Source organism: Xenorhabdus sp. SGI 60 (genome assembly GCF_056632175.1).
Genome location: NZ_CP196860.1, coordinates 1,329,705 through 1,343,574, shown reverse-complemented (window position 1 = coordinate 1,343,574; position 13,870 = coordinate 1,329,705). Strand labels below are relative to the sequence as shown.

Below are 13,870 nucleotides of genomic sequence, written 5' to 3'. Positions count from 1 at the left end.
ACTCAACTTACATGCCATATCCAATGGGCTTGACCCCCTGCCAACGGCTAAATAGATCTTCTGGCAGGTCAATATCGAACTGATCAAGTACCCGGTTCACTGTCTGGTCGATGATACCCTGAATATGTTCAGGACGATGATAAAATGCCGGAACAGGTGGCATGATCACCGCCCCAATTTCTGCTGCCTGCGTCATTAATCTCAAGTGCCCCAAGTGCAAGGGAGTTTCCCTCACCCCCAGCACTAGCTTGCGCTTTTCTTTCAAAACAACATCGGCGGCACGGGTAATTAAGCCGTCAGTGTAACTATGTACAATTCCTGATAGGGTTTTTATGGAGCAAGGCAAAATCACCATACCCAATGTCTTAAAAGAGCCAGAGGAAATGGATGCGGCAATATCACGATTGTCATGTACAACATCGGCCAAAGTCTGTACATCCCGCAACGTATAGTCCGTCTCCAATGCCAGAGTCTGCCGGGCTGATTGACTGATCACTAAATGCGTTTCAATGCCTTCTATTGGCCGCAAAACTTGCAGCAACCTGACACCATAAATCGCACCACTCGCGCCGGTCAGCCCGACAATCAATTTTTTCATGTTTTCCCCTGAGATTCTGGCTATAACTTCATGATAATAACAATATTATCCTTCATTATATATTTCCAGATCCTCTATTTCGCTCTGGCCACGCACTTTCATGGCATCATCTTTGCGCAGGTTTTCCAGATAGTCGAGGTAACACTGGTCAATGTCTTTCGTGACATAGATACCATCGAATACGGAGCATTCGAATTTTTCAATATCCGGGTTTTCTTCCCGGACAGCCTGGACAAGATCGTGGAGGTTTTGGTATATCAGGGCATCGGCACCAATGATCTGACGAATTTCATCCACTTCCCGGCCGTGAGCAATCAGTTCATTGGCATTCGGCATATCAATACCATAAACATTCGGGAAGCGAACTTCCGGTGCCGCCGAAGCAAAATAGACTTTCTTAGCGCCCGCTTCACGCGCCAGTTCAACAATCTGTTCAGAAGTGGTTCCACGCACGATGGAATCATCCACCAGCAAAACATTTTTACCCCGGAATTCAGCGCGATTAGCATTCAGTTTACGACGAACGGATTTACGTCGCTCTTGCTGACCAGGCATGATAAAGGTACGCCCTACATAACGGTTTTTGACAAATCCCTGACGATAGGGTTTATCCAGAATATGGGCGATTTCCAGGGCGATATCACAAGAGGTTTCCGGTACGGGAATAACGACATCAATATGTAAGTCTTCCCATTCACGGGCAATTTTTTCCCCCAATTTCCGCCCCATCCGCAACCGGGCGTTATATACCGAAACCTTGTCAATAAAAGAATCCGGGCGAGCGAAATAGACAAATTCGAACAAACAAGGTGTTAATGACGGATTTTCTGCGCACTGGCGAGTAAACAGTTGCCCGTTTTCAGTGATATAAATCGCTTCCCCAGAAGCCACATCACGCTGGAACTCAAAACCCAATGTATCCAACGCCACACTTTCCGATGCCACCATGTATTCATTGCGACCATCTTCCCGTGTTTTCTTTCCCAGCACCAGAGGACGAATGCCATGTGGATCACGAAAAGCCACCACCCCATGCCCAATAATCATGGCAATACAAGCATAAGCGCCACGAATTTTTTTGTGCATTTTTGAAACTGCCGAGAAAATATCATCAGGCTCTAAGGGGAAATCAGGAAATTGGGCTAGTTCATTGGCAAAAATATTCAGTAGAATTTCAGAATCTGAGGTGGTGTTGACATGACGGCGGGCATTTTCAAACAGCATTTTTTTCAATTCATGTGCGTTTGTCAGATTGCCGTTATGTGCCAACGTGATACCAAAAGGAGAATTCACATAAAAGGGCTGCGCTTCAGATGCACTGGAACTACCCGCCGTAGGATAACGGACATGTCCAATGCCGACGGTTCCCTGTAAACGTAACATGTGCCGTGTTTCAAACACATCTTTGACCAATCCATTAGCCTTACGTAAACGAAACTCATTGTTACCATCAATAGTTGCAATACCTGCTGCATCTTGTCCACGGTGCTGAAGCACCGTCAATGCATCATAAATCGACTGGTTAACCGGTGTATAACCGACGATACCGACAATACCGCACATGTAGCCTTTCCTCATCAGCCAAGCGGAGAGCGTTATCTCTCCGGCAGGAAACTCGACGCACTTTGTAGGTAGTCAAAAAACCACCTGATAATTTGACTAAACTGTGGGATCAGTTGTGATTGTTGCCAATCCTGACTTTTGGGCAGTGGCGTGAAAGAGTCCGCAATAAACAAAATGGCAGACACCACCAAGACACCACGCAAGGCGCCAAAGCAGATCCCCAGGACCCGATCAGTGCCTGACAGGCCCGTTCGCTGAACAAGTGAACCAATGACATAGTTTACTACCGCGCCAACAATCAGTGTTGCAATAAATAAGATAGCAATCGCTACCCCATTGCGCACCAGTTCATCCTCAAGGCGGGTAAAATAAGCCGCCAAATAAGTATAAAAGTGGCTTGCAACAAAGAAAGCACAGCCCCACGTTATCAGGGAGAGCGCTTCGCGAACAAAACCCCGAATCAAGCTAACCAGTGCCGAGAAACCAATGATGGCAATGATCGTATAATCAATCCAGACCATATTTTAATCCAAAAACAGGCTCCCGACATTCAGGTCGGGCGCATTCTAACAGAAAACGAAAACGTTTGCGTAGTAGATTCATCACTCTACTGAAAATAATTTTCGGCAGGTAAACAAACCGCATTTGCTGTGCCAATCAGATTATGGCTTATAATTTTTGATCTGCCCTTGTAATCCCGTAAGTTTTCTTAATTCGGACAAAATAGACTCCAATGCCTGCCTTGATGCATTCGGCCCTACATAAATCCGGGTTAACTGTCCCTGTACCGGAGAAGAAGGCACTGTATATACCTGGTGCCCGGAAAGACGCAGCCTTGCCACTATTTCACCAACTTTGTCCGCATTTTTTAATGCGCCAAGCTGAACAACATATGCCGTTGCCTGAGGGGCTTGCTCGGTTGGCTTCGGTTTAGGTTTAGTTTCTGGCTTGCTTTCAATGCGAGGTTCCGGTTTAACCTGTGGTTTAGTTGCCGCTTTCTGTTGAGAAGATGACTCAGGTTGCACCACTGTTTTAGGATCTTGCGTGACAGGGAGGTGCTGTTATTGGCTCTGAAGGCGATGGCCGAGTCAGCATATCTATATCTGGCTCTTGCTCCTGTGATTGCATTGCTTCCGCAGCACCCTCAGGCGGTGTAGACGGCATGTTTTGTGTCAATGGTGGGGATCGAATCAATATCCTCTTCATCACCCGGTTTTGGCACCAAAGGAATCGAAGCAAATTGATCTTCGTTATATTTCTTATCGCCATCAAAAATCATAGGCAGGACAATGACACCCAATGCAACAAGAACAATGGCGCCAACCAAGCGATTTTGGAATTTACTGGCCACTTTCCTTGCCCTCCTCCAGTGCTTCCATGACATGTGCGACCGTGTGGAAAGAGCCACAAACCACGATAATATCTTGCACTGATGCATCTTCCATTGCCTGCTGCCAGGCTGTTTTTACTTCGGGAAATGTCCGCGCCTGCACAAGATGTTCAGACAGTACGTCGGCTTCTGCTCCCCTTAGTTCATGCAATGATGCGCAATACCATTCATCAATTTGTTGAGAAAGACAGGCAAGTGTACCTGCTATGTCTTTATCTCCCAACATGCCAACCACACCACGGATCTTACTGTCTGGTGAGCGAGGCCATTCTGCCAGTTTTTGCACCAGATAGCCCGCAGCATGTGGATTATGGGCCACATCCAAAATGACCAGCGGATTTTCCCTGACAATTTGGAAACGCCCCGGTAATTGAGCATTTCTTAGCCCTGCATGGATTGCTTGTTCATCAATAGCCCGGCTGACGTTGTCATCCTGCTGCAACAAGCAATCGATCACCCCCATTGCAGTTGCAGCATTTGCTAACGGCAAATTAGGTAAAGGTAACTCATTGAATTGTTGCTTATCGCTTCGCCAGTTCCAGCTATTTTCATGCTGTGAGAAATGCCAGTCAACGCCACGGCGAAAGAGCTTAGTCCCCAATTCATCCGCAACTTCAGCAATTGAGTGAGGCATCTCAGGTTCACCCACCACCGCAAAATGTCCACGGCGGAAAATGCCCGCTTTTTCACGGCCAATGTGTTCGCGATCTGCTCCCAACCAATCCGTATGATCCAGTGCAATACTGGTGATTGCGGCAATATCGGCATCAACGATATTGGTGGCATCCAAACGTCCACCCAGCCCAACTTCCAAAATCACAACATCAAGAGAAGCTTCTTTAAAAAGCTGTAATGCAGCCAACGTCCCATATTCAAAATAGGTTAATGAGATGTCGCCACGCTGGGCTTCAATCGCTGCAAATACACGGCAGAAATCTTGTTCCGCGGGTTCTTTTCCCTGAATACGCACCCTCTCGGTGTAGCGTACTAAATGCGGGGAACTGTACACGCCGACTTTAAGCCCTGCGGCCAGAAAAACAGATTCCAGGGCATGGCATGTGGTTCCCTTGCCATTGGTGCCTGATACCGTGATAACTTTTGGAGCCGGTTTCAATAAGCCTAACTGGCGACCCAGTTTACCCACACGTTCAAGCCCCATATCAATGGCTTTGGTATGCAGGTTTCCCAGATAGGAAAGCCACGTCATGAGTGACGACGTGGCTTGAGGAATTTGTGAAATATCAGACATCTTCTTTATTAGGAGTGATGTTTATATCAGCTTCGACATCAGCAGAATCAACAACGATTGCTTCTATTGGCTCTGCTTTTGTGCCCGGATGGGGTTTGTGGGTCAACATGGCAAGCAGGCTGGCAACTTTATCGCGCATGTCTGGACGACGCACGATCATATCAATCGCACCTTTCTCCAGCAGGAATTCACTACGCTGGAAACCTTCCGGCAATTTTTCACGCACTGTCTGCTCGATGACACGAGGACCAGCGAAGCCAATCAATGCCTTAGGTTCAGCGATATTGATATCACCCAGCATCCCCATACTTGCCGTTACCCCACCCATTGTTGGGTTGGTCAACACACAAATATAAGGCAAACCACGATGTTGCATTTTTGCCAGCGCTGCACTGGTTTTTGCCATCTGCATCAGTGACATCAATGCTTCCTGCATACGTGCCCCGCCACTGGAAGTAAAACAGACAAATGGACAATTGTCTTCCAGAGCCTGTTCAACAGCACGCACAAAACGAGCGCCAACCACAGAACCCATTGAACCGCCCATGAAATTGAACTCAAAGGCACCGGCCACAATTGGCATATCATGCAGCTTACCTTTCATAACGATGAGTGCATCTTTTTCTTGCGTCTGCTTCTGGGCTGCAACTAAGCGATCTTTATATTTTTTGGTATCGCGAAATTTCAGGATATCTTTGGGTTCCAGCTCACTGCCTAATTCTGTGCCAGTGCCTTCATCCAAAAATGAATGCAATCTCTTACGGGCTAAAATACGCATATGGTGGTCGCATTTTGGACACACTTCAAGGTTACGCTCTAATTCAGCACGATAAAGTACTTGACTGCAACTGTCGCATTTTGTCCAAACTCCTTCAGGGATACTTGCCTTACGAGTTTGTATAATTTTGCTTTTATTTAGAATCTTTTCAATCCAGCTCATTAATGAACCTTTCCGTCTGAATCTGGCTGCTGCCAGCTTTTGTTTTACGTGCCATTAAACCACAATGCCATTGCAGTGTGGATAAAAAACTGCTCAAACCTGTTTACGGTTGTCGATTTATCTATCTTCTATTTATCTACTGCACTGCTTGTTGCTTTTTTCGATGCAGCGCGGCGATGACGCCAAATTTCTATAATGCCTGGCAGAATAGAAATAAAAATAATGGCAACAATCAATAATTTCAGATTTTGCTGTATAACTGGCATATCACCAAATAAATAACCGGCATAAGTGAATAATAGCACCCAGATAAATGCACCGATGACATTATAAGCAGCAAAGTGGCGGTAAGACATTTTCCCCATTCCTGCAACAAACGGTGCAAACGTTCTAATAATTGGCACAAATCGAGCCAAGATTATTGCTTTTCCACCATGTTTTTCATAAAACTCATGGGTTTTATTTAAATAACTACGGCGAAAAATCTTTGAATTTGGATTGGTAAATAATTTCTCACCAAAAATTCTGCCAATGGTATAGTTTATAGCATCACCAATAATCGCGGCCGTAATCATCAAAGCCACCATGATGTGTACATTCAGATCATTGGAATCTAATGCAGATAGTGCGCCAGCCACGAACAGCAAGGAATCCCCTGGCAAAAATGGCGTGACCACTAAACCTGTTTCACAAAATATAATCAGAAATAGGATGCCATAAACCCAATTACCATAACTGGCAACTAATTCAGCTAAATGGGCATCAATGTGTAAAATAAAATCGACAATGAATTTCGCAAAATCAACAAAATGAGTCAAAAACTCCATAATATTCCTCGTGATGACCGAACATCCCTGCCACTATTCAAAAATGTCAAATTAAATGATTTGCCAGAAACAGTGGTCCCATGATGGGTTCAGGTAAACCAAAACGCTCAGGATAATCCACAGCGACTAAATATAAGCCTTCAGCCTTGGCAGTGGCTGCCGCTTTTGTCCTGTCTTTCAGTGCCAATAATTCAGCCATCCAGCCAATATCCTGGTTACCACAACCAATCTCTAGCAAGCTGCCAACGATATTGCGTACCATGTGATGCACGAAAGCATTCGCCTTAATGTCCACGACAATATAATGCCCGTGCCGACTCACGTTAATATGCATCATATTGCGCCACGGTGAATTGGATTGGCATTGCACGGCCCGGAAAGAGGTAAAATCATTTTCTCCCAACAAGCTTTGTGCCGCTTCATGCATTTTTTTCTCATCCAATGGATAATGAAAATGCGTGACGCCGTGCGCCAATACCGCCGGACGATAACGATGGTTGAAAATCACATAGCGATAACGACGAGCGGTAGCACTGAAACGGGCATGGAACTCATCATCCACCGTTTTAACCCAACGTACTGCAATATCCGGTGGCAAATGGGTATTTACCCCCATTGTCCATGCGGCATCTTTACGTTGGGCTGAGGTTTCAAAATGCACAACCTGCCCAGTTGCGTGTACTCCTGCATCCGTTCTGCCCGCACAAGAAACTGAAATCGGCTCATTCGCGACTTTCGACAGGGCTTTTTCCAGGCACTCCTGCACACTTTTCACTTCTTGCTGACGCTGCCAACCATAATATCGACTGCCGTCATATTCAATCCCCAGTGCAATTTTTACTTTTTTTGCCTCTGGCACAGACTGACTCAGCTCTGTATCAGACATCAGTAAAATTGCTCCTGCATCAGTTTCTCGGCGATTTCAACCGCCATCAAGGCACCACCGAAACGGATATTATCGGCAACTGACCAGAATTGCAGCATCTCTGGCAGACCATAATCATTACGCAGACAACCTATGCTCAAACTATCACTGCCCGAAGCATCCGTTACCGGAGTCGGGTAATCCCCCTCTTCGGAAACCCGAATTTCTTCAAGGCGTTCAAACTCACCACGAGCTTCTTCGATACCAACCGGACGCAGTGTTTCCACACTCACCATTTGCGCAATGCCATAAAAAACGGAGGATTGGACGCAACTGACAGAAACCGGCAATCCTTCATCCTGCAATACCTTGCGAACCTGATCGACAATACGGCACTCTTCACGCACCACACCTTCTGCATCTGGCAACAAAGGCAGTAAATTGAAAGCCAGTTGTTTGCTTAAACGGCCTTCATCTGGTGGAATGCCATTCAATAAGCGGGCACTCTGACCTGCCAGTTCATCAATAGCGGCTTTACCATGAACAGAAACCGGCAATATGTTGGTCAAATGTAAACGGGCAATGCCTGCCGCATCAATTAATGGTTTGATGGCTGTCAGAACCTGACTAGTTGAGCTATCTGCCACCGCAATGATGTTACGGTTACGATATTCAGCCAATGCGTATGGGTTAACGCCAGGAACAACCAGAGGCACATCGGGTTCTGCTGTAAATAAGCCGCTGCTATCAATCACCAGACAGCCAGATTCTGTTGCTTTTTCAATATATTGTGCCGTTATTTCCATCGTCGCGGCAAAAAAAGCGAGTTGTACCTGTGACCAGTCAAATTCTGCCGCATCATGAACCGTGATGTTTTTTCCGTTAAAACGCTGGATCTTTCCAACACTTTGCTCACTGGCAAGAAGATGCAGTTCACCAACCGGAAATTGACGTTCCTGTAATAACGCCAATATCGCTTCACCTACTGCGCCCGTTGCACCCAAAAGCGCAATACTCCAACCTTCTGACATGTTGGTTTTCTCCACTTCTCTTATTTTGCTGACAGACAGGAGTCCCTGCCTGTATTAAATTACTTTTGCATTAAATCCAATTTCGGACAGTAATTGAGCACTCTCTTCTGAGTCACAATGCACGGTCAGGGAAGACCATTCCCGACGTTCTGGATAGTATTTGCGTAATCGATCAAAAGCACCCTGTTGATCCGCTACTTGACGTAAAGGGGCATCATCACGGCGCACATCATACACTAAATGCATCAAACGCTTGAGGAGACTTTGTGTCACTTCCCCCCGTACTGTGACCTGACTGAAATCAGGTGTCGGCAACAGATCAGCCAACTCTGTCTTGCGAGGTTGCCCCAGGAATTCACAATAGGCCTCAAAAACCTGAGTTGTACCTCGTGCTTTGCCTTCCAGGGTATAGCCAGCAATATGTGGAGTCGCAATATCCACTAAAGCTAACAGGGGTAGAGAAAGGTTAGGCTCTGCTTCCCAAACATCAAGCACTGTGCGTAACTTTTTTCCATTTTGCAGCGCGGAAAGTAACGCTTGATTATCAATCACCTCTCCACGGCTGGCATTAATCAAAATACGGTTATCCGGTAATGCAGAAAGTAATTCTGCATCAGCCAAATGATAAGTCTGGTATGGGCCAGAGTGATTAAGCGGTGTATGGAAAGTCAGAATATCCGCTTCTTGCACCAATTTTTCTAACGGCCAAAACGCTCCTTTATCACCACGATCTGCCCGGGGAGGATCACACAGTAAAGTCTTCACGCCCAAGGCCGCCAGTCGATCAGCTAAGCGTCCTCCGACATTACCAACACCGACAATACCGATAATCTTGTCTTTAAGCTGAAATCGATCTCGTTCAGCCAATAGCATCAATGCCGAGAATACATACTCAACCACGGCAATGGCGTTACATCCAGGAGCGGCGGAAAAACCAATCCCTGCCTGAGATAACCATTGCTGATCAACATGATCCATACCCGCAGTGGCAGTTCCGACAAATTTCACCGAACTACCTTGCAACAAAGATTCATTGACTTTAGTGACAGATCGAACCATAAAGGCATCGGCATGTTCCAAAATTCCTTCAGGCACCGGGCGTCCTGGAATTGCCTGCACTTCACCTAATTGCTGGAAGAGCTGTTCAGCATAAGGCATATTTTCATCAACTAAGATTTTCACTTTTCTCATCCAATGGCTTAAATGGGCGTGATCCACTATTCTGCCATTTTATCTGCATAAAACCTATATCCACATAAAACCTGTATGCCCTCAGCCTTTTCTGAAACGTTCTGGTGTTGTGCCCGCAATCTGCTGAAACATGGCGATAAAAGCCGATGATGAGCTATACCCCACATCAAACGCAATTTCGTAAATACTTTTCCCCTGTTCCAATAAGGATATCGCGTGCAGAAAACGCAGCCGTTGTCGCCATTCACTAAATGACATTCCCAACTCTTGCTTACAACGCCGTGATAAAGTTCTCTCTGAGGTATAACGCTTTTTAGCCCACTCAGCTAAAGAGGTATTATCCGCCGGATTGTGTTCCAACATTTGTAATATCGGAGCAAGCAACTTATCTTTTGAGGAAGGTAAATAGGTACACTGCTTTGGCGACAATTCCAACTGATCAATCAATATATGTGCCAACCGCCGATCTTTTTCTGTTTCCGGCAGCCGGATCTTTCGTTCAAAAAAATCCACCATGATGGCATTGAAGATGCCACTCAAACGGATAATGCAAGATTGTTGCGGTAAGGTATCCGTCCATTGAGGAGAAATGTCAATGATCCAAAAGCGCAATTCCTTCCCGTTATAGCTTGAATGGGCGGTATTTTTCGGTATCCAGATACAAAACTCTGGTGGAGCAAGAAAGCGCTGTTTTCCCACCTGCGTTTCCATCACGCCACAAACGACATAAATTAATTGGCCAAAAGAATGCGTATGTAACCGACATTCAGTATCAGCACTCAATGTTTCATCGCGAAAAGAGAGAATATCTGGCATGATTGGCTGAAATATGGCTTGATTCGTCTCCACCCGTTTTATCATTTCACTCCCGCAATTTTTACCCATAAAGTAATAAAGGGTATATATGTTGTCTTAATTGCCATATCGGTTGTCTGATTATCAATATATATAATAAATCGGTCATTGATAGACTAACTAAACGATTTACTTACATAAATAATTTCGCCCAATGAAGAACTTATTATTCCCCCTCGTCGCGGTGTTGATCTGGTCAATCAATGCCGTTGTCAGCAAAGCTGCTGCCACCCTGATTGAACCTGCTGCCATTTCTTTTTACCGATGGTTTATTGCCTTTCTGGCCTTGACGCCTTTTCTCTTATTGCCAGCCCTAAAGCAGCGGAAAATCGTTGCTCAATATTGGTGGAAGCTATTGATTTTGGGTTCTCTGGGCATGGTCCTTAACCAAAGCCTGGCATATTATGCCGCTCACACCGTCAGCGCGACAATCATCGGCATTTTCACTTCATTGATACCCTTATTAACCGTCATCATCAGTATCTTTGCCTTACGGGTTACCCCCACGGTTGGTATCACTCTCGGCACCGTGCTATCTCTGTTTGGCCTTGTGTGGCTGGTCAGCAAAGGGGAACCCTCTTCCTTATTGCAACATGGCCTGGGTATTGGGGAAGTGATGATGTTTATTGCCGCAGCTTCTTATGCCTTATATGGGGTTTTAACCAAACGCTGGGCAATTCCATTACCCAACTGGCAATCACTCTATGTACAAATTGGGTTTGGCGTTTTATTGCTTCTGCCTAATTTTATGATAACGGACAATGTTCAGTTAACAGCCGATAATCTTTCCCTTGTTCTATTTGCTGGCATTCCCGCCTCCATTCTTGCGCCCTATTTGTGGATACAAGGTGTCACCCGCATTGGCGCAAATATGACTTCTATTTTTATGAACCTGGCGCCTGTATTTACTGCCATCATTGCTATCGTGGCTCTTCATGAGGAAATGCACAGTTACCACTTAATTGGGGGAGGCATTGTGTTAGCTGGTGTGATACTTGCACAACAGTTACGCATCCCGCTCACTCGCAGAAAGCCTGAACACAATTCTTACCAATAATCCCCCCAATACCTCACTGGGTAAAAGCTGGAGAGTGGCACTGTGATACTGGCAAATTTCTTTAACAATAGTCAGCCCTAATCCTGCCCCCTCCAGCCCAGCAGCGTTGTCCAAACGGTTAAATGCCATTAGCGATTGACGAATATCTTCTTGGGCGATACCCGACCCTGAATCATCGATCTCAAGGCAAACGTATTTTTTATCTGGCATGATGCTCACCCTTCCCGTCACCACTCCCATTTGCGGGGTATATTTGATGGCATTGTCCAGCAAGTTAGCGCTCATTTCGGCTAACAACAGGGGATCTCCTCTGATCCATAAGGCATCTTCCCCTTCGTAACCTAAGTCAATGTTTTTGCTTTCTGCTTGCTGTAAGCGAGAAAAGCAGACTTGTTGCAACAGCTCCACGATATTGACCGGCTGATAATTTTGTATTGCTTCTTTTTCATGCACTTTAAGTTGTGAAAGTTGCAGCAGACGATCAGTCAGCAAGATCATATTATCCAAACTCTTATCAATCGCCGTCAGTATGTTATCCCTCTGTTCTGGATCCTGGTTGCCACGCGCTACTGCAACCTGTGTTTTCAATACCGCTAAAGGTGTTCTCAGTTGATGAGAAGCATCCGCACTGAATCGCTCTTGGCGTCCAACCATTAAACCCAACCGCCCAATATATCGGTTAAGCGATTGCAGTAATGGAACAAGTTCGGACCACGGTAAAATATTTGGTAATGGTGTTAGATCATTAGCTGAACGGCGGATCATAATGTCTGAAAGCCTTCGCAACGGTTTCAGCAGGAACTTGAGCAGAATGTAAGCAAGGAGTAATGTCAACAATACGACCGTCCCCTGATTAACCAGCGAAGACAGCAGTAACTGTTGAGCCATATATTGGCGGGAAGACACAGTTTCTGCCACCAATATCAACGCCATCCCCATTATGTTGCCTTCATTGACGGGTTGGTATAACCCCACTACACGTATAGGCTGACCCTGATATTCCGCATCATAAAAATAGGCTAATGCCGTATACAAGGGTGAACGCTGGACGTTCTGCGGTATTCGCGGGAGGTCGTCATAACCGGAAATCGTCTTTCCTTTCGGCGATATGACCTGATAGTACAGGCGATCATTTGTATTGCGTTCGAAACTGTCCAAAACAACATAAGGTACATCAACGAGCAAGTTTTGATCTCTGACAATCAAACGTTCAGCGACTGTTCTTGCTGAAGCAAGCAGTGTTCTGTCATAAGCCAACATAGCTGCATTTTTCACACCGATATACTGGCTATAAACAGAAACACAACCCAGTAATAGTAAAGGGACGCCCAGGAACAGCAATAATTGGTGGAATAACGATCGCGGTACTTTCAGATACTTCATTATGCCAGCCGCTCCAATCGATATCCCAATCCACGTAATGTCCTGATTTCTACGTCACTGTTGATTAATTTTTTCCGCAACCGATGAACATATAGCTCTATGCTTTGTGGATTTGCCTCATCCGATAGGGAAAACACCTGCTCAAACAATTGCTGTTTAGAGACCGGACGCCCTCGACGATGAAATAGTGTTGTTAAAACAGACAATTCTCTGGGTGTCAGTGCCAGCAGTACATTGTTCAATACAAAATACCCTTCGCTTTCATAAGCTAATGAACCAAATTTCTGTGCTTCTTGTGGTATAGCTGAACTACGGCGTAACAATGCACGAATACGGGCTTCCAATTCCTGAAAATCAAAAGGCTTAGTCAAATAATCATCGGCACCGGAATTCAATCCTTTCACACGATCCGTAACCTCTGTTTTAGCAGTCAATAACAATACGGGTAAGTTTTGACCACGCTTACGCAGTCGTGATAACAGAGACAAACCATCCAATCTGGGTAAGGCCACATCCAGAATCAACAACGCATAATTTTCAGTCTGCAAAAGCTGATCTGCCACGATACCATCTTGCGCCAGATCCACCACAAACCCGGCATTATTCAATGCCCTCTGTAACCAATGTGATAATTCTGAGTGATCTTCAACCAATAATAGCCGCATTGAATAATACCTATTGTTAAAAATTAACCAGAGAAATAAAGCGGAGATATCACATAATTGCAATATTAAGATTTAACAATTGCTTAGGAGTTAACAAAAAACATTAATACAAACAATTAATTAACAAAATTATGTAAAACACTACGCAAATTAAGCGATTGAAGTCACATCCAGACAACTTTTGTTGTTAATGAAAGGTAATTGAAAGGTTTCCTTTCTATAAATGAACATGCACCAGAAATTTGTCATTCATATC

At 45.2% G+C, this 13,870-nt stretch carries 13 protein-coding genes and 1 pseudogene; 1 reads left to right on the top strand and 13 read right to left on the bottom strand.

Annotated features, from left to right (window positions below; genetic code table 11):
* Positions 1-7: 7 nt before the first annotated feature.
* The 11 genes and pseudogenes from ACSJJG_RS06615 to ACSJJG_RS06565 all read right to left on the bottom strand — a co-directional run bounded on the left by ACSJJG_RS06615 (position 8) and on the right by ACSJJG_RS06565 (position 10,515).
* The gene (locus tag ACSJJG_RS06615; protein WP_481088853.1) at positions 8-598 is read right to left on the bottom strand and encodes a UbiX family flavin prenyltransferase; all 591 of its coding nucleotides are present in this window, start codon (positions 596-598) and stop codon (positions 8-10) included.
* Positions 599-643: 45 nt separating this feature from the next.
* On the bottom strand, positions 644-2,161 hold the full coding sequence (gene purF, locus ACSJJG_RS06610; RefSeq protein WP_481088852.1) for an amidophosphoribosyltransferase: 1,518 nt from the start codon (positions 2,159-2,161) through the stop codon (positions 644-646).
* Between the two features lie 32 nt (positions 2,162-2,193).
* A complete protein-coding gene (cvpA, locus tag ACSJJG_RS06605) occupies positions 2,194-2,682 on the bottom strand; it encodes a colicin V production protein (protein WP_099132017.1) in 489 nt (162 codons plus the stop codon).
* Positions 2,683-2,823: 141 nt separating this feature from the next.
* Positions 2,824-3,512: pseudogene (gene dedD / locus ACSJJG_RS06600) on the bottom strand (cell division protein DedD).
* A complete protein-coding gene (gene folC / locus ACSJJG_RS06595; protein WP_481088851.1) occupies positions 3,502-4,800 on the bottom strand; it encodes a bifunctional tetrahydrofolate synthase/dihydrofolate synthase in 1,299 nt (432 codons plus the stop codon). The pseudogene dedD and the gene folC overlap by 11 nt, the downstream one beginning before the upstream one ends.
* Entirely contained in the window at positions 4,793-5,740 is a 948-nt protein-coding gene (gene accD / locus ACSJJG_RS06590; protein WP_481088850.1) for an acetyl-CoA carboxylase, carboxyltransferase subunit beta, read from the bottom strand. Before accD ends, folC begins: the two co-directional genes overlap by 8 nt.
* A 128-nt stretch (positions 5,741-5,868) precedes the next feature.
* Positions 5,869-6,567: a DedA family protein gene (locus tag ACSJJG_RS06585; protein ID WP_481088849.1), complete on the bottom strand. Its 699-nt coding sequence runs from the start codon at positions 6,565-6,567 to the stop codon at positions 5,869-5,871.
* Between the two features lie 46 nt (positions 6,568-6,613).
* Complete coding sequence (gene truA, locus ACSJJG_RS06580) at positions 6,614-7,453, bottom strand: tRNA pseudouridine(38-40) synthase TruA (protein WP_481088848.1); 840 nt, start codon at positions 7,451-7,453, stop codon at positions 6,614-6,616.
* Positions 7,453-8,463 (bottom strand): aspartate-semialdehyde dehydrogenase, encoded by a 1,011-nt coding sequence (locus ACSJJG_RS06575; protein WP_481088847.1) that lies wholly within the window; start codon positions 8,461-8,463, stop codon positions 7,453-7,455. Before ACSJJG_RS06575 ends, truA begins: the two co-directional genes overlap by 1 nt.
* A 54-nt stretch (positions 8,464-8,517) precedes the next feature.
* Complete coding sequence (gene pdxB / locus ACSJJG_RS06570; protein WP_481088846.1) at positions 8,518-9,645, bottom strand: 4-phosphoerythronate dehydrogenase PdxB; 1,128 nt, start codon at positions 9,643-9,645, stop codon at positions 8,518-8,520.
* Positions 9,646-9,735: 90 nt separating this feature from the next.
* On the bottom strand, positions 9,736-10,515 hold the full coding sequence (locus tag ACSJJG_RS06565) for an AraC family transcriptional regulator (RefSeq protein ID WP_481088845.1): 780 nt from the start codon (positions 10,513-10,515) through the stop codon (positions 9,736-9,738).
* A 148-nt stretch (positions 10,516-10,663) separates the two neighbouring features.
* On the opposite strand from ACSJJG_RS06565, the gene ACSJJG_RS06560 reads away from it, so the two are divergent.
* Positions 10,664-11,566, top strand: coding sequence for a DMT family transporter (locus ACSJJG_RS06560; RefSeq protein ID WP_481088844.1), 903 nt, complete (start codon positions 10,664-10,666; stop codon positions 11,564-11,566).
* Here ACSJJG_RS06560 and ACSJJG_RS06555 read toward each other — a convergent pair.
* Complete coding sequence (locus ACSJJG_RS06555) at positions 11,516-12,949, bottom strand: sensor histidine kinase (protein WP_481088843.1); 1,434 nt, start codon at positions 12,947-12,949, stop codon at positions 11,516-11,518. The two genes, ACSJJG_RS06560 and ACSJJG_RS06555, sit on opposite strands and share 51 nt — an antisense overlap.
* Positions 12,949-13,614 (bottom strand): transcriptional regulator TctD, encoded by a 666-nt coding sequence (gene tctD / locus ACSJJG_RS06550; RefSeq protein WP_481088842.1) that lies wholly within the window; start codon positions 13,612-13,614, stop codon positions 12,949-12,951. Before tctD ends, ACSJJG_RS06555 begins: the two co-directional genes overlap by 1 nt.
* Between the last annotated feature and the right edge of the window lie 256 nt (positions 13,615-13,870).